The organism is Dysgonomonas mossii DSM 22836 (assembly GCF_000213575.1).
In the GTDB taxonomy this organism is placed as follows: Bacteria; Bacteroidota; Bacteroidia; order Bacteroidales; family Dysgonomonadaceae; genus Dysgonomonas; species Dysgonomonas mossii.
Map to the genome: position 1 here is coordinate 650661 of NZ_GL892004.1, position 21830 is coordinate 672490.

20 protein-coding genes and 4 tRNA genes are annotated in these 21830 nt (G+C 39.2%); 20 read left to right on the plus strand and 4 right to left on the minus strand.

What is annotated here, in order from left to right; translation table 11 throughout:
• Positions 1 to 69 precede the first annotated feature (69 nt).
• The gene (locus HMPREF9456_RS02775) at positions 70 to 984 is read right to left on the minus strand and encodes a Ppx/GppA phosphatase family protein (protein ID WP_006841935.1); all 915 of its coding nucleotides are present in this window, start codon (positions 982 to 984) and stop codon (positions 70 to 72) included.
• A 204-nt stretch (positions 985 to 1188) separates the two neighbouring features.
• Between HMPREF9456_RS02775 and HMPREF9456_RS02780 the strand changes: the two genes are divergently transcribed.
• From HMPREF9456_RS02780 to rpoC, 17 genes are all read left to right on the plus strand, one after another.
• On the plus strand, positions 1189 to 1500 hold the full coding sequence (locus HMPREF9456_RS02780) for a hypothetical protein (protein ID WP_006841936.1): 312 nt from the start codon (positions 1189 to 1191) through the stop codon (positions 1498 to 1500).
• Between the two features lie 93 nt (positions 1501 to 1593).
• Positions 1594 to 2046 (plus strand): GNAT family N-acetyltransferase, encoded by a 453-nt coding sequence (locus tag HMPREF9456_RS02785; RefSeq protein WP_006841937.1) that lies wholly within the window; start codon positions 1594 to 1596, stop codon positions 2044 to 2046.
• A gap of 256 nt (positions 2047 to 2302) precedes the next feature.
• Positions 2303 to 2494, plus strand: a complete 192-nt coding sequence (gene rpsU / locus HMPREF9456_RS02790; protein ID WP_006841938.1) for a 30S ribosomal protein S21 — start codon at positions 2303 to 2305, stop codon at positions 2492 to 2494.
• 70 nt (positions 2495 to 2564) lie between these two features.
• Positions 2565 to 3446: a tyrosine recombinase XerC gene (locus HMPREF9456_RS02795; RefSeq protein ID WP_026176981.1), complete on the plus strand. Its 882-nt coding sequence runs from the start codon at positions 2565 to 2567 to the stop codon at positions 3444 to 3446.
• A 20-nt stretch (positions 3447 to 3466) separates the two neighbouring features.
• Positions 3467 to 3766, plus strand: coding sequence for a ribosome hibernation-promoting factor, HPF/YfiA family (gene hpf, locus HMPREF9456_RS02800; RefSeq protein ID WP_006841940.1), 300 nt, complete (start codon positions 3467 to 3469; stop codon positions 3764 to 3766).
• Positions 3767 to 3938: 172 nt separating this feature from the next.
• Positions 3939 to 4012: transfer RNA gene (locus HMPREF9456_RS02805), tRNA-Thr, on the plus strand.
• Between the two features lie 155 nt (positions 4013 to 4167).
• Positions 4168 to 4239: transfer RNA gene (locus HMPREF9456_RS02810), tRNA-Thr, on the plus strand.
• 69 nt (positions 4240 to 4308) lie between these two features.
• Positions 4309 to 5496 (plus strand): elongation factor Tu, encoded by a 1188-nt coding sequence (tuf, locus tag HMPREF9456_RS02815; protein WP_006841941.1) that lies wholly within the window; start codon positions 4309 to 4311, stop codon positions 5494 to 5496.
• A gap of 50 nt (positions 5497 to 5546) precedes the next feature.
• Positions 5547 to 5618: transfer RNA gene (locus HMPREF9456_RS02820), tRNA-Trp, on the plus strand.
• Between the two features lie 19 nt (positions 5619 to 5637).
• Positions 5638 to 5829, plus strand: a complete 192-nt coding sequence (gene secE / locus HMPREF9456_RS02825) for a preprotein translocase subunit SecE (RefSeq protein WP_006841942.1) — start codon at positions 5638 to 5640, stop codon at positions 5827 to 5829.
• A 21-nt stretch (positions 5830 to 5850) separates the two neighbouring features.
• Complete coding sequence (nusG, locus tag HMPREF9456_RS02830) at positions 5851 to 6396, plus strand: transcription termination/antitermination protein NusG (protein ID WP_006841943.1); 546 nt, start codon at positions 5851 to 5853, stop codon at positions 6394 to 6396.
• Between the two features lie 64 nt (positions 6397 to 6460).
• Positions 6461 to 6904: a 50S ribosomal protein L11 gene (gene rplK, locus HMPREF9456_RS02835; RefSeq protein ID WP_006841944.1), complete on the plus strand. Its 444-nt coding sequence runs from the start codon at positions 6461 to 6463 to the stop codon at positions 6902 to 6904.
• 17 nt (positions 6905 to 6921) lie between these two features.
• Positions 6922 to 7617 carry a 50S ribosomal protein L1 gene (rplA, locus tag HMPREF9456_RS02840; RefSeq protein ID WP_006841945.1) on the plus strand — a complete coding sequence of 232 codons (696 nt, stop codon included), beginning with the start codon at positions 6922 to 6924 and terminating at the stop codon, positions 7615 to 7617.
• A gap of 20 nt (positions 7618 to 7637) precedes the next feature.
• Positions 7638 to 8150, plus strand: coding sequence for a 50S ribosomal protein L10 (gene rplJ / locus HMPREF9456_RS02845; protein ID WP_006841946.1), 513 nt, complete (start codon positions 7638 to 7640; stop codon positions 8148 to 8150).
• A 42-nt stretch (positions 8151 to 8192) separates the two neighbouring features.
• Positions 8193 to 8570 carry a 50S ribosomal protein L7/L12 gene (rplL, locus tag HMPREF9456_RS02850; protein ID WP_006841947.1) on the plus strand — a complete coding sequence of 126 codons (378 nt, stop codon included), beginning with the start codon at positions 8193 to 8195 and terminating at the stop codon, positions 8568 to 8570.
• Between the two features lie 101 nt (positions 8571 to 8671).
• Positions 8672 to 12484, plus strand: coding sequence for a DNA-directed RNA polymerase subunit beta (gene rpoB, locus HMPREF9456_RS02855; RefSeq protein ID WP_006841948.1), 3813 nt, complete (start codon positions 8672 to 8674; stop codon positions 12482 to 12484).
• Positions 12485 to 12604: 120 nt separating this feature from the next.
• Positions 12605 to 16888 carry a DNA-directed RNA polymerase subunit beta' gene (gene rpoC, locus HMPREF9456_RS02860; protein ID WP_006841949.1) on the plus strand — a complete coding sequence of 1428 codons (4284 nt, stop codon included), beginning with the start codon at positions 12605 to 12607 and terminating at the stop codon, positions 16886 to 16888.
• 101 nt (positions 16889 to 16989) lie between these two features.
• On the opposite strand, the gene HMPREF9456_RS02865 is transcribed toward rpoC, so the two are convergent.
• The 3 genes from HMPREF9456_RS02865 to HMPREF9456_RS02875 form a co-directional block, all read right to left on the minus strand.
• The gene (locus HMPREF9456_RS02865) at positions 16990 to 17664 is read right to left on the minus strand and encodes a YiaD family glycine zipper/OmpA-like lipoprotein (protein WP_006841950.1); all 675 of its coding nucleotides are present in this window, start codon (positions 17662 to 17664) and stop codon (positions 16990 to 16992) included.
• Between the two features lie 45 nt (positions 17665 to 17709).
• Complete coding sequence (locus HMPREF9456_RS02870; protein ID WP_006841951.1) at positions 17710 to 18039, minus strand: hypothetical protein; 330 nt, start codon at positions 18037 to 18039, stop codon at positions 17710 to 17712.
• A gap of 205 nt (positions 18040 to 18244) precedes the next feature.
• Complete coding sequence (locus HMPREF9456_RS02875; RefSeq protein WP_006841952.1) at positions 18245 to 18907, minus strand: rhomboid family intramembrane serine protease; 663 nt, start codon at positions 18905 to 18907, stop codon at positions 18245 to 18247.
• 159 nt (positions 18908 to 19066) lie between these two features.
• Here HMPREF9456_RS02875 and HMPREF9456_RS02880 point away from each other — a divergent pair, with 159 nt between their 5' ends.
• From HMPREF9456_RS02880 to HMPREF9456_RS02890, 3 genes are all read left to right on the plus strand, one after another.
• The gene (locus HMPREF9456_RS02880) at positions 19067 to 20491 is read left to right on the plus strand and encodes a tetratricopeptide repeat protein (protein WP_006841953.1); all 1425 of its coding nucleotides are present in this window, start codon (positions 19067 to 19069) and stop codon (positions 20489 to 20491) included.
• Positions 20492 to 20616: 125 nt separating this feature from the next.
• Positions 20617 to 21624, plus strand: a complete 1008-nt coding sequence (locus HMPREF9456_RS02885) for an aspartate-semialdehyde dehydrogenase (RefSeq protein WP_006841954.1) — start codon at positions 20617 to 20619, stop codon at positions 21622 to 21624.
• 77 nt (positions 21625 to 21701) lie between these two features.
• Positions 21702 to 21788: transfer RNA gene (locus tag HMPREF9456_RS02890), tRNA-Ser, on the plus strand.
• Positions 21789 to 21830: the final 42 nt, after the last annotated feature.

Consider the following 21830-nt stretch of genomic DNA (forward strand, 5'->3'; position numbering starts at 1 on the left):
TATAAATAACGAGCAAACAGATGGTAAATATCTCTCTGTTTGCCATGCATCTGTTTGTGCTGTAGTTCTTTATTTATCGATAGAAAGTGCAGGGGCAGACGGTTGATAGAAGTGCGTCATGTACAGGTCCTTGATAATGCCATCGGCGACACCTATTATCGGGGTTTCGATGACTAGTGCCCGAGCTAGTTTCATTACTTTGAGGTATATTGCTATTGCAGGCAATATCACTTCTGCCCGGTTGAGGTTTATTTTCAGATTCACCAACCGTTCTTCATAACTCATTTTTCTCATTTTAGCCGCAAAGCTCACTAACTCCTCTCTACGGATGCGTCCGGAACGGCGTAATAGTGAGTCCAGCTTATTTATGTTTCCTCCCGACCCAATGAGAGATACCTTTATATAATCTTTGCTGTGCTCTGTCAGCCAATTTTTCATCCTGTCCCATTCGGCTCTTTCTTCCTCCAATGGTAGTGAACGAATAGTGCCTAGTTTGAACGATTCGGATGCGATTTCTTTGTTCTGATAAAAAATAATGAGCTCTGTATTTCCTCCTCCTACATCTGTATATATATATACCCTGTTCTCCTCCAGCAATTCATCTATTCTGTTTGTAAGAATAAAGCGAGCCTCTTCTTTGCTGTCAATTACATCTATTTCGATGCCCGACTTAGCAACTACGTATTGCAAGACCTCCTGTGCATTAGAGGCTTCCCTGATGGCAGATGTTGCGCAAGCGCGCCATATCTCTACATCATTGACTTGGATTAGCCCACGGAAAGATTGCATTAGAATAGCGAGCTTTTCTTTCTTCTGCTCACTTATATATCCTGTAGAAAATGTATCCTCTCCCAATTTTAAAGGAATACGAATTAATGAATCTTTTTTAAATACTGCACGTCCATTATAATCAAGAACATCTGTAATAAGAAGGCGTACAGAGTTGGAGCCGATATCTATTGCTCCTAAACGTCTAACATTCATAAGCTTTTTTTATTGGCAAAAATAAGTAAGAGGGGTTACAAAACTATTACTATTGGATTGCATTAAAATTAAGATTGCTGTGTTGTTATATAATTGTATTATTCAGTATTATTGCTTCTTAACGTTTTGTCTTTTATTTTTTTATGAGAATTATAATGCTTATGTTTGGTTTGTATTGATTGTTTATCTCAAAATAGAAAGATTATGGCAGACTTAGATCATAAAAAAGAAAAAACGGAAGCAGGGAAAGAATCGTCCGGCTCACATATTCTTAGTGGCGATGTGCTTGAATTACCATTGCATATAGCAAAGAAAGTCGTAAATGCTCTGGTTGAGAATGACGATGAAGTATCTGCAGAAGGTGCTGATAATATTCTCGATAATGTTTCGGAAGCTTTGACTTCAGTAGAGGAAACGATCGGAGAACACGCTGAAGAAATAGCTGAAAGTGTTGTTAGAGTTGCGGGGGGAGTTGCTGAGGTTTTGGGCGATACTATAGGAGATATTGAAGTATAGTTCTCTTGTCTATGCCGAACGAATCTTGCTTACAGGCATAATATTGTAAAAAATAAAAAATTATCTTTATGCGATTTTTTTGTTTTATTACGCATGAAGAAAGAACTAGTATGGAAAGTAAGCCGTTTCGAAGAGCTTACTATAGACGAATTATATGAGATCTTGCATCTACGGTGCAAAATATTTGTTGTTGAGCAAGATGCTCCGTATCTTGATACAGACTATAAAGACCAAAAGGCATTGCATCTCTCAGGGTATGCAGGCGACAGGCTAGTGGCTTATTGTCGTATATTTAAGGCCGGAGATTATTTTGATCAGGCCTCTATCGGGCGGGTTATCGTTGCTCAGGAGTATAGAAAATACGGATACGGGCACGATATGATGAAAAAGGCTCTTGATATAGCATCTACAACTTTAGGTGAAACGCAAATTACGATTTCTGCTCAACAATATCTTCAAAAATTTTATGAGAGCCACGGCTTCAGGCAAACCAGCGAGATGTATCTCGAAGATGGGCTGCCCCACATTGAGATGAAAAAAGAATAGAATTTTTTAAAAAGTCTTGTTCGTTAAGATATTAAATCATAAATTTGCAGCCCGAAACAGAGAGGAGGTTTGATGATCTTTTGAACAAAACATATTCACTTGTGGTATGATGTTGCTTTGCTGAAGCAATGTTCAGAAGATTGATTTATATAATAGAATTCTCTCGATAATGCATTTATTGCAATCATAGCGAATGAAATTTCGCTTATAAAGTTTAAAATTAAATAAGAAAACAAATAAAAACTAAAGAATAATTATGATTATTGTTCCATTGAAAGAAGGGGAAAATATCGAAAGAGCCCTAAAGAAATTTAAAAGAAAATACGAAAAAACAGGTGTTGTTAAAGAACTTAGAAGACGTCAGGAATTCCAAAAGCCTTCTGTAGTGAAGAGAGCAAACAAACTTCATGCTGTGTATGTGCAGAAAATGCACCGTATGGAAGAGTAAAATAAGTATTGCCAATTTCGCATAATATTATTAACTTCGTCATTCAAGATAGAATGTTTCTCGAATGATGCTGTTGATAGAAAAATATATCAGGTATCTCCGTTATGAAAAGAACTATTCTTTACATACGGAGATTTCTTATTCTGAAGACCTCAGCCAGTTCGTAGAGTTTCTTGCCGAGCATTTTTCTGATACCGACATAAAGCATGTAGATAGAGATATTATTCGCATGTGGATAGTGTCGATGATGGAGAGGGAAATCTCAGCCCGTTCTGTAAACCGTAAGCTAAGCGCAGTGAAATCGTTTTACAGATATTTGCAGAGAATAGGAGAAGTAACCGTAAATCCAGCCAGTAAAGTAAATGGCCCGAAAGTTGGTCGGCCAATTCCTGCTTTTGCTAACAGTGCAGATATGGCGAAGGTGCTGGATGAGGAGAACTACGGAGACTCATTCGAATCGTTGCGAGATCATATTATAATAGAGTTGTTTTATGTTACCGGAATTCGCCGGGCAGAATTGATAGGATTGAAAGATGTTGATGTCGATTTCTCTTCCGAAACCATACAGGTTACAGGAAAACGCAATAAGCAGCGTCTGATTCCCTTTAGTAATGGCATGAAGCAGTCTCTTGAGCAATATATTGCAGTGCGAAATAAAGAAGTGGGAAACCAATCGGGTTACTTATTTGTTAAGAATAATGGAGAGCCGCTTTATCCGATGCTGGTGCATCGTATTGTGACTTCTAGTTTACAGCAGATAGAAACTCTGTCTAAGGTTAGCCCCCATGTTCTTCGACATTCGTTTGCAACAGGCATGCTAAATAATGGAGCAGATATTAATGCAGTAAAGGAGTTGCTTGGCCATGCAAGCTTGGCTGCTACAGAAATATACACACATACTTCGTTTGAAGAATTAAAAAGAATTTATAACAAAGCTCACCCAAGAGCTTAAAAAGTAAAGGAGGATTAGTTATGAATATTGTAATTCAATCGGTGCACTTTGATGCGTCAGTACAACTGAAAGAGTTTATTGAGAAAAAAATATCAAAATTGGATAAATTTACAGATCAGATTGTAGATGCAGAAGTTATATTGAAAGTCGTGAAGCCGGAAGTAGCCAATAATAAAGAGGCTTCGGTTAAATTGAATATAAAAAATGGAGAGTTGTTTGCCAATAAGACTGCCGATAGCTTTGAGGAAGCTGTTGCCCAGAGTATAGAAGCTTTGGAAAAGCAAGTGCTTAAGGTAAAAGAGAAGGCTCAGGCTAAATAAAATAGCAATGTTCATGAAATTGGCACTAAGCTAGTTGAAGCTAAATAGACAATCAAAAGAAAACACAAGGGAAAATAAATCTATAAAGTGTTGTGATTATAAAAAAAAATATCTAATTTTGTCGCCGTTTCGCTGTGTAAAAAGCGAGATGGCGATAATTATTAGACTTTTAGCCTCTTTAGCTCAGTTGGCCAGAGCACGTGATTTGTAATCTCGGGGTCGTTGGTTCGAATCCGACAAGAGGCTCAAGCTATAAGGAAAAAGAAGTTTTGAAAAAGCTATGAATCAGTAGATTTGGATATTTCTTCACTTTAATTTCCATTACTTTTGCTTTAATAATAATATCTCTTGTTTTTAAGTACGGAGAATTGTTTAATTTGAAGCAAGATTTTGAGATTTAAGCCAATGTAGCTCAGTGGTAGAGCACTTCCTTGGTAAGGAAGAGGTCACGGGTTCAAATCCCGTCATGGGCTCTAACGGGGGATACAAGATTCAAAATTGAATTAAATATATACATTTAACTAAATAATAGAAGATTAATTATGGCAAAAGAACATTTTAACCGGGCGAAACCGCACGTAAATATCGGTACAATCGGTCACGTTGACCACGGTAAAACTACTTTGACTGCTGCTATCACTAAAGTATTGGCTGACAAAGGTCTTTCTCAAGCACGCTCTTTCGACTCTATCGATAACGCTCCTGAAGAAAAAGAACGTGGTATTACAATCAATACTTCTCACGTAGAATACGAAACAGCTAACCGTCACTATGCTCACGTTGACTGTCCAGGACACGCCGACTACGTAAAGAACATGGTTACTGGTGCTGCTCAGATGGACGGTGCTATCATCGTTGTAGCTGCTACTGATGGTCCGATGCCTCAAACTCGTGAGCACATCCTTCTTGCACGTCAGGTAAACGTACCAAGATTGGTTGTTTTCATGAACAAATGTGATATCGTTGATGACGAAGAAATGCTAGAATTAGTAGAACTTGAAATGAGAGAACTTCTTTCATTCTACGAATTCGACGGAGATAATACTCCAGTTATCCGTGGATCTGCACTAGGTGCTTTGAACGGTGTTGAACCTTGGGTTAGCCAAGTAATGGAGCTTATGAATGCTGTTGATACTTGGATTCCACTTCCTCCACGTGATGTTGATAAACCATTCTTGATGCCGGTTGAAGACGTGTTCTCTATCACAGGTCGTGGTACTGTAGCAACAGGTCGTATCGAAACTGGTAAGATCAAAACTGGTGAAGAAGTTCAAATCATCGGTCTTGGAGCTGAAGCTAAAAAATCAGTTGTAACAGGAGTAGAAATGTTCCGTAAGATTCTTGACGACGGACAAGCCGGTGACAACGTAGGTCTTCTACTTCGTGGTATCGATAAAGAAGAAATCAAACGTGGTATGGTTATTACTCACCCAGGTAAAATCACTCCTCACACTACATTCAAAGCTGAGGTTTATATCTTGAAGAAAGAAGAAGGTGGACGTCACACTCCATTCCACAACAAATATCGTCCTCAGTTCTATCTACGTACATTGGACGTAACAGGTGAAATTTCTCTTCCTGAAGGAACAGACATGGTAATGCCTGGTGATAACGTAACAATCACAGTAGAATTGATTTACCCAGTTGCTTGTAACGTAGGTCTTCGTTTCGCTATCCGTGAAGGTGGACGTACAGTAGGTGCTGGTCAGATTACAGAAATTTTATCTTAATAATTTCTATAAAACCTAAAGTCGGTTTGCAATATAACCGACTTTAATATACGGGCGTAGTTCAGTGGTAGAGCGTTGGTCTCCAAAACCAAATGTCGGGAGTTCGAATCTCTCCGCCCGTGCTAAACTCAAACAGGAGTGATGAAAAAAATAATTAACTATTTTAAAGATTCTTATAACGAACTTGTATATAAGGTTTCTTGGCCTTCTCGTCCGGAATTGACCAGCAGTGCAGTTATTGTCATGATCGCTTCCATTATTATGGCATTGGTTGTGTGGGGAGTTGATTCTATATTTGACAGAGTGGTTAAGTTGCTTTATGGTCTGTTGTAATCTTTATCTTGTCAAAAAACTATGACTGAAATCGAAAAGAAATGGTACGTTCTGCGTGCTGTTAGTGGAAAAGAAAATAAAGTCAAAGAATATCTTGAATCAGAGATAAAGAAAACTGACTTAGGGAAGTATATTTCTCAAGTTCTTATTCCTACAGAGAAGACTTATATCATGCGTAACGGAAAGAAGGTTCTCAAAGAAAGAGCTTATCTTCCCGGCTACATATTGATTGAGGCTGCACTCGTAGGTGAAGTGATTCATGAACTTCGTAACATTAATTTTGTTGCAGGTTTTTTACCGAATACTACTAATCCGCAACCGCTGAGCCAATCCGAAGTAAATCGGATATTAGGCACAATGGACGAACTGGATGAGCAGGAAGTAGGCTTGGATATTCAATATTTTGTTGGAGAAAACGTGAAAGTAACAAATGGACCTTTCTCCGGTTTCTCTGGTATTATTGAAGAGGTGAACGCTGAGAAAAAGAAACTCAAGGTGATGGTAAAGATATTTGGAAGGAAAACTCCTCTCGAATTGAATTACATGCAAGTTGAAAAAGAGCAATAAGGACTGGTTACGCACTCTGGATGTTCTATTTAAGTTTTAACAAAACTAAAAATTAAAAACAAAAATGGCTAAAGAAATTGCTGGACAATTAAAGTTACAGATTAAAGGCGGTGCAGCAAATCCATCTCCTCCGGTAGGGCCTGCTTTAGGTTCTAAAGGTATCAATATCATGGATTTCTGTAAGCAATTTAATGCCAGAACTCAAGACAAGGCAGGTAAAATATTACCAGTGGTAATTACTTACTATGTTGATAAGTCTTTTGATTTTATTGTAAAACAACCACCTGTGGCAATTCAGTTACTTGAAGCCGCTAAAACAAAGAGTGGATCAGCAGAACCTAATCGTAAGAAGGTAGCAGAAATTACTTGGGATCAAGTACAAGCTATCGCTGAAGATAAAATGGTTGACCTGAACTGTTTTACCATAGAATCTGCCATGAAGATGGTTGCTGGTACAGCAAGAAGTATGGGTATTACTGTAAAAGGGGCTTTCCCTGATGTTAAATAATTAAACTTCAATTGATAATGGGTAAACTTACAAAAAATCAGAAGTTAGCTTTCAGCAAAATTGAAGCAGGGAAATTATATACACTGACTGAAGCATCAGCTCTTGTAAAAGAGATAACAACTACAAAATTCGACTCATCTGTCGATTTGGATGTACGCTTAGGTGTAGACCCACGTAAAGCTAACCAGATGGTGAGAGGTGTAGTATCTCTTCCTCATGGAACAGGAAAACAAGTAAGAGTTTTGGTATTATGTTCTCCGGATGCAGAAGCTGCAGCTAAAGAAGCTGGTGCAGACTATGTAGGTTTGGATGAATATATCGAAAAGATAAAAGGTGGTTGGACTGATATTGATGTTATCATCACTCAGCCTGCTATCATGGGTAAAGTTGGAGCTTTGGGGCGTGTACTTGGACCTCGTGGTCTGATGCCTAACCCTAAGAGCGGAACTGTGACTGTGGACGTTGCTAAAGCTGTAACTGAAGTGAAATCAGGTAAAATCGACTTTAAAGTTGATAAAGCAGGTATCGTTCATGCTTCTATAGGTAAAGTATCTTTTACTTCAGATCAGATCAGAGATAATGCAAGAGAATTTATTTCTACGCTTATCAAACTGAAACCGACTGCAGCTAAAGGAACTTATGTGAAAAGTGTTTGTCTTTCAAGTACTATGAGTCCGGGTGTAAAAATAGACCCTAAATCAGTAGAAAATTAATCAAAATTGACTGAAACATTATGAGAAAGGAAGATAAAAGTACTATCATAGAAACTATAGCGGCAACAATCAAAGGTTACGACAATTTCTATCTTACTGATATCGCTACTCTTAATTCGACTAAAACTAGCGAATTGAGAAGAGAGTGCGCAAAGCAAGAGATTAAATTAATGGTCGTAAAGAATACCCTGTTGCAGAAAGCATTGGATACACTTGAAGGTGACTATTCGGAACTACATTCAGTTTTGAAAGGAAATACTGCAGTGATGTTTTCCAATTCAGCTAATGCACCGGCTAAACTGATCGCTAAGTACAAGAAAGAAGGAATTCCTTCGCTTAAGGCTGCTTATGTACAAGAAAGCTTCTACATAGGTGCGGAAAATTTGAGCGCATTAGAAAACATCAAGAGCAAGAACGAACTTATCGGCGATGTTATCATGTTGCTTCAATCTCCAGCCAAGAATGTTATCTCAGCCCTTCAATCGGGAGGTAATACCATTCATGGTGTATTAGAAACATTATCGAAACGATAATTCATTTAAAAAAGAATAATAACAATTTTAATTTATACAAAAATGGCAGATATCAAAGCTATTGCAGAACAACTAGTAAATTTGACAGTGAAAGAAGTTAGCGAATTAGCTGAAATTCTAAAAACTGAATACGGTATTGAACCAGCCGCTGCTGCTGTTGCAGTTGCAGGTCCGGCTGCAGGTCCAGCTGCAGAAGCTGTAGAAGAAAAAACATCTTTCGATGTAATCTTGAAATCAGCAGGTGCAAACAAATTGCAAGTTGTTAAAGCTGTTAAAGAACTAACAGGACTTGGTTTGAAAGAAGCTAAAGATCTAGTTGATGCTGCTCCTGGTGAACTTAAAAAAGGAGTAACTAAAGATGAAGCAGAAGCATTGAAAAAACAATTAGAAGAATCAGGAGCTGAAGTTGAACTTAAGTAAAAACAGTCCTGTCAAAGGATACTTTGGTTAGGAACCTTCGTTGTGAAGGTTCTTAACCTTTTTACGTCAAAAATAATAAGTTCATCAAAACTGGATATTCCATGTCTTCAATAAATACAAATCAAAGAGTCAATTTCGCTTCAATCAAAAATCCGCTACCTTATCCGGATTTTCTTGAAGTGCAGCTAAAGTCATTCCGCGACTTTTTACAACTTGATACTCCTCCCGAAAAGAGGAAGAAAGAAGGTCTATACAAAGTTTTTGCAGAAAACTTTCCTATAGCTGATACACGAAACAATTTTGTATTAGAATTTTTGGACTACTTTATCGATCCGCCGCGTTACACAATCGAAGAGTGTATCGACAGGGGATTGACGTATAGTGTTCCTCTAAAAGCAAAACTTAAACTTTATTGTACCGACCCCGATCATGAAGACTTTGACACGGTTATTCAGGATGTTTATTTGGGGTTGATACCATACATGACCGAAAAAGGTACATTCGTTATCAATGGTGCCGAGCGTGTTGTTGTTTCGCAGTTACACCGTTCGCCGGGCGTATTTTTCGGACAAACAATGCATGCTAATGGTACGAAGTTGTATTCAGCGCGTATCATTCCTTTCAAAGGTTCATGGATTGAATTTGCTACAGACATCAATAATGTCATGTATGCATATATTGACCGTAAAAAGAAATTACCTGTAACTACGCTCCTTCGTGCTATCGGTTTTGAGAGTGATAGAAATATCCTCGAAATATTCGATCTGGCAGAAGAAGTGAAAGTTAATAAACAAAATATAAAAAAAATAGCAGGCCGTAAACTTGCTGCCAGAATTCTTAGAACCTGGATGGAAGACTTCGTGGATGAGGATACCGGTGAGGTAACATCTATCGAACGTAACGAAGTTATTCTTGAACGTGAAACTATTCTGGAAAAAGATCATCTGGATTTAATACTTGATTCGAGTGTGTCTTCTATATTATTGCACAAAGAGTCTCAGAATATTTCTGACTTTGCAATTATATACAATACATTACAAAAAGACCCAAGTAACTCGGAAATAGACGCTGTTCGTCATATCTACAGACAATTGCGTAGTGCAGAGCCTGCTGATGATGCAAGTGCTCGTGAGGTTATTAATAATCTTTTCTTTTCCGAAAAACGTTACGATTTGGGAGAAGTAGGACGTTACAGGCTGAATAAGAAACTGGGCCTTTCTACTAGTACAGATATCCGTGTTTTAACGAAGGAAGATATTATTGAGATTATCAAATATCTTATCGAGTTGATCAACTCAAAAGCCATCGTTGACGATATCGACCACTTGAGCAACCGTCGTGTACGTACCGTAGGAGAACAGCTTTTCAATCAGTTTGGAGTTGGTCTTAACCGTATGGCACGTATCATCCGTGAAAGAATGAACGTTCGCGATAATGAAGTGTTTACGCCGATTGATTTGATCAATGCTAAAACAATTTCTTCTGTCGTAAATACATTCTTCGGAACAAATGCGTTGTCTCAGTTCATGGATCAAACGAATCCATTGGCTGAAATTACTCACAAGCGTCGTATGTCTGCCCTTGGACCAGGTGGTCTTTCTCGCGAAAGAGCCGGTTTTGAGGTGCGTGACGTTCACTATACTCACTATGGTCGTCTTTGTCCGATCGAAACACCTGAAGGTCCAAACATTGGTTTGATATCTTCTCTTTGTGTTTATGCAAAGATCAACGACCTTGGTTTTATCGAAACACCATACCGTAAGGTTACAGATAGTAAAGTAGACTTATCCTCTGAAGGTATCGTATATCTTGCAGCCGAAGAGGAGGAAGACAGGCTTATCGCTCAAGGTAATGCTCCGTTGAATGATGACGGATCATTTATCGATATGCGTATAAAAGCTCGTCAAGATGCAGACTATCCTGTAATCGAACCATCAGAAGTAGAATTGATGGACGTATCACCGACTCAGATTGCTTCTATCGCAGCATCGTTGATTCCATTCTTGGAGCATGATGATGCCAACCGTGCGCTGATGGGATCGAACATGATGCGTCAGGCTGTTCCTTTGATGCGTACCGAGTCTCCTATCGTAGGAACCGGTATTGAAGGTCAGCTGATTCGTGACTCTCGTACTCAGATTGTTGCAGAGGGTGCAGGTGAAGTTGTCTTTGTAGATGCCGATACGATTAAGATTAAATATGATCGTACAGCAGACGAAGACTTTGTGGCTTTTGACGATGCGATTAAAACATATTCTATTCCTAAGTTCCGTAAGACAAACCAAAATACAACAATCGACCTTCGTCCTATCTGTAGAAAAGGCGACAGAGTTGTGTTGAATCAGATACTAACAGAAGGTTATTCAACTGAAAAAGGTGAATTGGCTATCGGTAAGAATCTGAAGGTTGCCTTCATGCCTTGGAAAGGGTATAACTTTGAGGATGCGATTGTACTGAACGAACGTGTTGTTCGCGAAGATATTTTTACATCTGTCCATGTAGAAGAGTTTGCACTTGAGGTTCGTGATACAAAACGTGGTGTTGAAGAATTGACATCCGATATTCCGAACGTAAGCGAAGATGCTACTAAAGACCTGGATGAGAGAGGTATTATCCGTGTAGGAGCTCGGGTTAGTCCGGGAGATATCCTTATCGGTAAGATTACTCCTAAGGGAGAATCTGATCCTTCTCCTGAAGAAAAGCTGCTTCGTGCAATCTTTGGAGACAAAGCCGGTGATGTGAAAGATGCATCTTTGAAAGCATCTCCTTCATTGAAAGGTGTTGTTGTATCAACAAACTTGTTCTCTAAAGCATCTAAAAAGGGTAAGACAAAACTTTCGAGCAAAGCTTTGCTTCCTAAACTAGATGAAGAATATGAAGAAAAGATGGCAAAACTGAAAGGAATACTAGTAGATAAGCTATTGGTATTGACCGAAGGCAAACCATCACAGGGTGTTAAAGATTATTTGAATGTTGATATTATCGGTAAAGGCTCTAAGTTTACGAAGAGTGCTTTGGATGGTATCGATTACGAATCAATACAGGTAAGTAACTGGACATCGGATGAGCACAAAAATGCGCTTATCAGAGATGTTATCGTAAACTACCTACATAAATATAAAGAGCTTGATGCTGAGCTTAAACGTAAGCGTTTCGACCTCACTATAGGTGATGAACTACCTTCGGGAATAGTTCAGATAGCTAAAGTTTATGTGGCTAAGAAACGTAAGATACAGGTTGGAGATAAGATGGCGGGTCGTCATGGTAACAAAGGTATCGTGTCGCGTATCGTTCGTCAGGAAGATATGCCATTCTTACCGGATGGAACTCCGGTTGATATCGTGTTGAATCCGTTAGGGGTGCCTTCACGTATGAACCTTGGTCAGATCTTCGAAACTGTATTGGGTTGGGCTGGTAAAGAGCTGGGCGTTAAGTTTGCTACACCAATATTTGATGGTGCTAGCCTTGACGATTTGAACGAATGGACAGATAAAGCTGGAGTACCACGTTATGGTAAAGTCCGTCTTATTGATGGAGGAACAGGTATTCAATTTGACCAACATGCTACCGTAGGTATAATTTATATGCTTAAACTCGGTCACATGGTTGAAGATAAGATGCATGCCCGTTCTATCGGACCATACTCACTTATTACCCAACAGCCTCTTGGAGGTAAGGCTCAATTTGGGGGTCAGCGTTTCGGAGAAATGGAGGTTTGGGCACTGGAAGCATTCGGTGCAGCTCACATTCTTAGAGAAATTCTGACAATCAAATCGGATGACGTTATAGGGCGTTCAAAAGCTTATGAAGCGATTGTAAAAGGTGAACCTATGCCGCAGCCGGGTATCCCTGAATCATTAAACGTACTTCTTCACGAAATGCGTGGTTTGGGATTGAGTGTCTCTCTCGATTAATATCATATTATCCGTTGGCTTTTGGCTTTAACAGAGCTGATAGCCGACGGATTCTAAATACTCTAACAAACAGCTATCGGCTAATGGCTAATAGCTACAGCTTTTAAAAGAAAAAAGTATATGGCTTTTAGAAAAGAAAATAAAGTAAAGAGTAGCTTTTCAAAAATAACTGTGAGCCTTGCATCTCCTGAAGAAATTCTGGAAGCATCAAGCGGTGAAGTTTTGAAACCTGAAACAATCAACTATCGTACTTACAAACCTGAACGTGACGGGCTTTTCTGCGAACGTATATTCGGACCTGTAAAGGATTACGAATGTCATTGCGGTAAATACAAAAGAATCCGTTATAAGGGTATCGTTTGTGACCGATGCGGTGTTGAAGTTACAGAGAAGAAAGTTCGTCGCGAACGTACAGGACATATCCACCTTGTTGTTCCTGTGGCTCATATCTGGTATTTCCGTTCGCTGCCAAACAAAATGGGTTATCTTTTAGGTATACCTACCAAGAAACTGGATTCTATCATCTACTACGAACGTTATGTTGTGATTCAGTCTGGTGCGGCAGTAGAAGAAGGAATAGCAGATAAAGACCTTCTTACAGAAGAAGAATATTTGAATATTCTGGATAAGCTTCCAAAAGAAAATCAACTGTTGGACGATACCGATCCGAACAAGTTTATTGCTAAAATGGGGGCTGAGGCTGTTTACGACCTTTTGTCTCGTATCAACCTCGATTCATTAGCTAATACTCTACGCCATAAGGCAAGCACAGATACATCTCAACAACGTAAGAACGAGGCATTGAAACAACTTCAGGTTGTTGAAGCGTTCCGTGGATCGAAAGGTAAGAATAAACCGGAGTGGATGATTGTAAAAATTGTTCCGGTAATTCCGCCAGAGCTTCGTCCGTTGGTTCCACTAGATGGAGGTCGTTTTGCTACATCCGACCTGAATGACTTGTATCGTCGTGTGATTATACGTAACAATCGTCTGAAAAGACTTATTGATATCAAAGCTCCCGAAGTTATCTTACGTAACGAAAAACGTATGCTTCAGGAAGCTGTCGATTCATTGTTTGACAACTCACGTAAATCAAGTGCAGTTAAAACAGATGCCAATCGTCCATTGAAATCACTATCCGACAGTTTGAAAGGTAAACAAGGTCGTTTCCGTCAAAACTTGTTGGGTAAGCGTGTCGACTATTCAGCTCGTTCGGTAATTGTCGTTGGGCCCGAATTGAAGATGCACGAATGTGGTATCCCTCAGGATATGGCAGCTGAGCTGTACAAACCATTTATTATACGTAAGCTGATCGAACGTGGTATCGTTAAGACAGTAAAATCGGCTAAGAAGATCGTAGATCGTAAAGAGCCTGTTGTATGGGATATCTTGGAACATGTGATGAAAGGACATCCGGTTATGCTTAACCGTGCCCCTACTCTTCACCGTCTTGGTATTCAGGCATTCCAGCCTAAGATGATTGGTGGTAAAGCAATCCAGTTGCACCCGTTAGCATGTACGGCGTTCAATGCCGACTTCGACGGTGACCAGATGGCTGTTCACTTACCATTAGGAAATGAAGCTATCCTTGAGGCACAGATGTTGATGCTTGCATCTCACAACATTCTGAACCCTGCAAATGGAGCTCCTATTACCGTGCCTTCTCAGGACATGGTTCTTGGACTATATTATATCACAAAAATCCGTAAGGGTGCTCTTGGCGAAGGTCTTATATTCTATGGACCTGAGGAAGCCATTATTGCATACAATGAAGGTAGGGTTGATATACATGCTTTGATAAAAGTATATGTTGATGACCTTGACGAAAATGGTGAAATAAAGAAATTGATGCGTGAAACTACTGTAGGACGTGTTCTTGTTAATGAGAAGACACCTGTAGAAGTAGGATTCATCAATGAAGTGCTTTCTAAGAAATCATTACGTGACATCATCGGTAATGTCATCAAAGCCTGTGGGGTTGCAAAAACAGCACAGTTCCTTGACGACATTAAAGATTTAGGTTATACAATGGCATTCCGTGGAGGTTTGTCTTTCAACCTCGAAGATGTAATCATTCCTGAAGAAAAAGAGACACTGGTACAACAAGGTTATGACGAAGTAGAGCAGATATTGAATAACTATAACATGGGATTCATTACCTACAACGAACGTTACAACCAGATTATTGATATATGGACACACGTTAACTCAAGACTGTCTAACATCTTGATGAAACAGCTTTCGGAAGACGATCAGGGATTCAACGCCGTGTATATGATGTTGGATTCAGGAGCCCGTGGATCGAAAGAGCAGATTCGTCAGTTGTCAGGTATGCGTGGATTGATGGCGAAACCTCAAAAGAGTGGGGCAGAAGGAGCTCAGATTATTGAGAACCCGATCTTGTCGAACTTTAAAGAAGGATTGTCGGTGTTAGAGTATTTTATCTCTACCCACGGTGCGCGTAAGGGTCTTGCCGATACGGCTTTGAAGACTGCCGATGCCGGATATTTGACTCGTCGTCTTGTTGACGTATCACAAGATGTGATCATCAACGAAGAAGACTGTGGTACATTGCGTGGTCTTGTTTGTTCAGAGCTTAAAAACAATGAAGAAGTAGTTGCTTCTTTGTATGAACGTATCTTAGGTCGTGTATCTGTTCATGATATCCAACATCCGATGACAGGAGAAATTATTGTTAAATCGGGAGAGGAAATCAAAGAAGATGCAGCTACTATTATACAGAATTCTCCTATCGAGAGCGTAGAGATCCGTTCGGTTCTTACTTGCGAATCGAAGAAGGGTGTTTGTGGTAAGTGCTATGGACGTAACCTTGCGACAGGCCGTATGGTTCAGCGTGGTGAGGCTGTAGGTGTTATTGCCGCACAGTCTATCGGTGAGCCCGGAACACAGTTGACACTACGTACATTCCACGTTGGGGGTATCGCATCTAATATTGCTACCGAAAGTAGCGTTGTTGCTAAATACGATGGTATATTAGAAATAGATGATCTTCGTACAGTAGATATTCTTGATGAATCAGGCAAGAAAACTCAGATTGTAGTTAGCCGATTGGTAGAGCTTCGTCTGGTTGATCCTAACACTAAAATCGTACTCCTTACTCATAATATTCCTTATGGTTCTAAATTGTACTTTAAGGATGGGGCTAAGGTGAAAAAAGATGATCTGATCTGTGATTGGGATCCATTTAATGCCGTTATTATATCTGAAGCTACAGGACGTATCAAGTTCGAGAATGTAATAGAAGGTGTTACGTTTAAAGTTGAATCGGATGAACAAACCGGTCTGAAAGAAAAGATCATTATCGAATCTCGCGATAAGACTAAAGCTCCTGAAGCTCATGTATTGGATGAGCAGGGTAGAACTATCAAAACTTATAGTTTACCATTAGGAGCTCACCTTGTGAAAGATGATAATGATGCAATCAAAGCCGGAGATGTACTTGTTAAGATACCTCGTGCAGTAGGTAAGGCTGGTGATATCACCGGAGGTCTTCCTCGTGTAACTGAGTTGTTCGAAGCACGTAACCCATCTAATCCTGCAGTAGTGTCGGAAATCGATGGTGAGGTTTCATTTGGTAAGATCAAACGTGGTAATAGAGAAATTATAGTAACTTCTAAACTTGATGAAGTTAAGAAATATCTGGTGCCTCTATCCAAACAAATTCTTGTTCAAGAAAATGACTTTGTGAGAGCCGGTATGCCACTGTCTGACGGAGCTACAACTCCTTCTGATATATTGGCTATTATGGGACCTACAGCCGTTCAGGAATATATTGTAAACGAAGTACAGGACGTATACCGTCTACAGGGTGTGAAGATCAACGATAAGCACTTCGAGGTGATTGTTCGTCAGATGATGCGCAAGGTAGAAGTTATCGATCCGGGAGATACTCGTTTCCTAGAACAGCAGGTTATCGATAAATACGAAGTAATGGAAGAGAATGACAGAATCTGGGGTAAGAAAGTTATTGTTGACGCCGGAGATTCTTCAACATTCGAACCGGGACAGATTGTTACTGCACGTAAGCTGAGAGACGAAAACTCTATGCTGAAACGTAGAGACCTTCGTCCGGTAGAAGTGCGTGATGCAATTCCTGCAACAGCTAACCAGATACTTCAAGGTATTACCCGTGCTGCTCTCCAGACTCAAAGCTTTATGTCTGCCGCTTCGTTCCAGGAAACTACAAAAGTACTGAACGATGCAGCTATAAACGCTAAGGTAGACAGACTGGAAGGATTGAAGGAGAATGTAATCTGTGGTCACTTACTACCTGCCGGTACAGGACAACGTGAATTTGAAAAACTAGTTGTTGGTACAAAGGAAGATTTTGACAGGATTGCTGCAACCAGAAAGACTGTAGTAGATTTTGATGCCGTAGAATAATTAATTATTCTTTTATATAGTTAGAAAGGGGAGAGAAACATAATGTTTCTCTCCCCTTTCATTTTTTGTTAAGCTTACCGAGCTAAACTCTATGTGTAAGATTATTTACCTTGTTGAGCGTCTTTTAGCATCTTTTCGTTAGGAAGGATGTAAACTTCTACACGACGGTTTTGAGCTCTTCCTGCAACAGAACTGTTGTCGGCAACAGGTTGTGTTGATCCAAATCCTTGAGATACCATACGACTTCCTGAAACTCCTTTCGTTTGAAGGAAATTATAAACAGCTTGTGCACGTTTTTCAGATAAAGGGTTGTTTATAGCGTCAGAACCTGTGTTATCTGTATGTCCGTATATTTGAACATCGGTATCAGGATTGTTATTTAATGAAGCAGCGAAGTTGCTTAGTGCGCTTTGTGAGGCAGAACTTAATGTGCTTGAATTTGTTGCAAATAAAATTCCGGATTCAAATGTAACTTTGATAGCTTGTCCATCGTTGATAGATTCCACCTGGGCTCCGTTGATCTGTTCCAATTCTTTCTTTTGTTTGTCCATCTTGTTGCCAATGATAGCACCGGCCGAACCACCAACTACAGCACCTATACCTGCACCCCATGCAGCACCTTTACCGCCGCCTATAATAGCACCAATACCTGCGCCCAATGCACCACCTGCGCCTGCGCCAATACCTCCACCTTTTACAGTATTGCTCGCTCCACAGCTAGATAATAGTAATGCGCAGCTCAAAACAATAGCTGCTAAGAATGAAAAATGTCTCATAAATTTATTCTTTTAATAATTAAAATTTGTGTGATTATCTTCGTTTTATTCGAATATCCCTAGTGATTCACAATAAGCTATCTCGCCCTGTATAATAAAAGAGATATCTTCGGCTGAGAAGTTATTTATTTTGTCTTTTTTCGTATTCTTCAATACATAAGATACAATTTCATCTTCATCGATGTCTACAATTACGTTCTCATCGGCATCTTCGTCCATATAGCCTTTTTCTTCATAGAATTCGTAAACGATATCAATAATATAGTTGATTTCGTCACTCGAGTATTTTCCTTTCACTTCTTGCGGAAGATAGTTCTGTATATACTTTACAGCATCATCTTCGTCATACTGTATCAGATCTTTATCACTGCTCATCATCTTATATTTTAGGATTATATTATTTAGATTTATAACAACAAAGTTACTTTGATGTTCAAATATGGCTGGTTTATTATTTTCGTAGTTTATCTATTCTTCTGTTATCCTTAGTTTGGTTTTTTATTGAGACTCGTTATGTGAAAGAAGGTTTAATATTTCTTGCTATTTATTAGAATTCAATGTTTAATCAAAAGTACTTATTTTATTTCTTCTTCCAAATAAGATAAGCTAAAACGATCAGCGGCAAAACCATTATACCCAAATAGACCGCATTCATACTAAGTAGTTTTGCAGGAGTGTAAATGACTGCCACAACGATTCCTACAATAGCACCGCCCATGTGTGCGTCGTGTCCTATATTACCCACCTTTTTCAGCATGCCATAGATAGAAAAAGCCAGATACCCAAGCCCGAAAATCCATCCCGGAATGTCTATCGGAATAAAGAAAAAGCGAAGAGGCATTGTCGGATATACAGCAATAGCAGCAAATAATATACCTACCACCCCTCCTGAAGCACCGATGGCACTGTAGTAGTATTCTTTTCGATGGATGAAGAGAGAAAGCAACCCTCCGCCAATGATAGACAAAAAGTAAATAGCCAGGTATATCCATACTCCGAAAGAGTAGGTAATAATATCGGAGAAGAAATACAATGTCATCATGTTAAACAACAGATGCATATAATCTCCATGAAGCGTAGCAGATGTTAACAGCCTGTCCCATTGTTTTGAATTGCCCAAAATAGCCCCTACATTAAACTTGTAGCGTTCAAAAAAGGCCATATCACCAAAGCCTTTTATGCTGGTTATAACTGTGAGAGCAATAATTAAAATAGGTAAAATAGACTGCAAACTAAAATCCATAATCTTCATTTTTAGTAAAGGCAAAGGTATAAAAAAGAGTATAAGCCTTGAAAATTTTACGCTATATTTCTTTCGGCGAAGTCATTCCTCGCTTACAGATTGATAGTTTGAATATTTTCATGTAAATTTGAAACCTATAATTAATTAGAATAGAACGGCATGAAATCTATATTTATCTGGCTATTTATTACGTTTGCTTGTGTTCCTGTGGCATTTTCACAAACTCTTTCCGATGCAAAAGAATTATATCTTCAAGGAGAATATGCAAAGGCTTTACCCATTTTTGAAGAAGAATATAACGCTAAGCCGGAGGACGCCAATCTAAATCAATGGTATGGGGTTTGCCTGCTGGAAACGGGAGGAGATCTCAATAAAGCCGAAGAATGCCTCATTGTTGCTTCTAAAAAAAGAATACAAGAATCTTTTTTGTATCTGGGGCAATTATATGGGCAAGAATATAAGTTTACACAATCGGAAGAATCTTTCAACAAATACGAAGCCGGCCTTAAAAAGAAAGATGAAGCATCGAGAGCAAAATTAGACGAGAAGAGAAAAGTGATGTCACGTCTTCGGCGTATGGTATCCAACACAGAAGATATACAGATAATAGATAGTGTAATTGTAGATAAGGCGAAGTTTCTTTCAGCTTATAAACTAAGTATCAGTTCGGGAAAACTAGAACCCTTTGACAAGATTTTTACATCAGCAAAGCATATAGATGCAACGGTATATACGAATGAAAAAGGGACTAAAATGTATTATGCCAAGCCCGATAAAGACAATGTGTTCAGTCTTTACTCTAAAGAAAAGCTATTCGATGACTTCGGTAATGAAAAGAAACTTTCGGCAAACAATTTTGGCCTTTCCGGTGATATAAACTATCCGTACGTAATGGCAGATGGAGTGACAATCTATTTTGCGGCAAAAGATGAGGAGACACTCGGTGGCTATGATTTGTTTGTTTCTCGCTACAATATGAATACAGACATCTATCTTGCTCCTGAACGGTTGAATATGCCATTCAATTCGTTGTTTAATGATTATATGATGGCTGTGGACGAAGAAAAGGGAGTTGGCTGGTTTGCCTCCGATAGATATATGCCTAAAGGGAAGGTTTGCATATATACATTTATTCCGAATAAAGTGGTGAAAACTGTACAGAGTGAGGATGAAAGCTATCTGGCAGGCAGAGCTAAAATATCTTCGATAAAGAGTACATGGCAAAAAAATAATAATTACAAAAATCTGATTGCGTTGGCTCGCCAAGAAGCTGTTGCGAAAGTGGAGGTGACTCATGATTTTGAGTTCGTTATTAATGATAGCAAGACGTATTATAAAATGTCGGATTTCAAAAATAGAACAGCTCAGAGTACATATTCGAAGGTAGTAGAGATGAAATCGGAACGAAAAGGACTATCCGAAAAGTTGGAAAAACTGCGTGCAGATTATAGTGCCGCATCTCAGGATGAAAAGCGCAGAATGTCTTCTGATATTTATAGCCTCGAAAAGGAAGTGGAACAATTGCAAGTGAGTATACCGCAAATGGAAATACAGGCAAGAAATCAAGAGATACAAGCCCGATAGTTCTTTTGTTTAATTTGAAATTTACTTAGAGTAACAAAAAACCACAAAGAATACATAATTGATAGTAAATCGTTATATTTGCAACCTGTTTTATATTAAATAATTTACTCTATACCAATAAAAAAATGAGAATCGCTATTGTTGGCACAAGTGGTGCTGTAGGTCAGGAGTTTTTAAGAGTTCTTGACGAACGAAATTTCCCGATAAAGGAATTAGTATTATTCGGTTCTGCCAGAAGCGCAGGCAATGTCTATACGTTTCGTGATAAACAGTATACGGTGAAGGAGCTGAAGCACAATGACGATTTTAAAGATATAGATATCGCTTTTACATCGGCAGGAGGAAGTGTTTCTATCGAATATGCTGAAACCATTACTAAGCATGGTGCAATCATGATAGACAACTCAAGTGCTTTCCGTATGGATAAGGATGTGCCTCTTGTTGTACCCGAAGTAAATGGAGAGGATGGAAAAGTCCGTCCTAAAGGGATAATCGCAAATCCGAACTGCTCAACTATACAGATGGTAGTGGCAATGAATGTGATAGAAAAAATATCTCATATCAAAAGAGCACATGTAGCAACTTATCAGGCAGCATCAGGAGCAGGAGCAGCGGCTATGGAAGAGTTGATCAATCAATTTAAGCAAATTGCATTCAACAATGATGTGGCTGTAGAGAAGTTTGCTTACCAGCTTGCGTATAACGTGATTCCTCACATTGACGTGTTTACAGATAACGGGTATACAAAAGAAGAGTTGAAGATGTACAACGAAACGCGTAAGATTATGCACTCTGATATAGAAGTGAGTGCAACATGTATCCGTGTTCCTGTACTTCGTTCTCATTCTGAGGCTATCTGGGTAGAGACAGAGAGACCTGTGTCGCCGGAAGAAGCTCGTGAGGCATTCTCGAAAGCTGAAGGAATTGTGTTGCAAGACAATCCCGCACAAAAAGAATATCCGATGCCATTGTTTGTTGCAGGACAAGACCCTGTATATGTTGGACGTATACGCCAAGATATAGCGAATAAGAATGGTTTGACGTTCTGGGTAGTAGCCGATCAGATCAAGAAAGGCGCAGCATTAAATGCAGTTCAGATAGCAGAGTATTTGATCAAAGAAAATGCTATTTAAGTCAGGAAACTGTTTGTATAATCAAAACAAACAACTATATTTGCATCGCAATTAGCGAAAAGCCGATTGTGGTTTCAGGAAGTGTGGGTGAGTGGCTGAAACCACCAGTTTGCTAAACTGACGTACGGGTAACTGTACCGGGGGTTCGAATCCCCCCGCTTCCGCAGAGAAAAGCAAAAACAAGTAATACTTTACTTGTTTTTGCT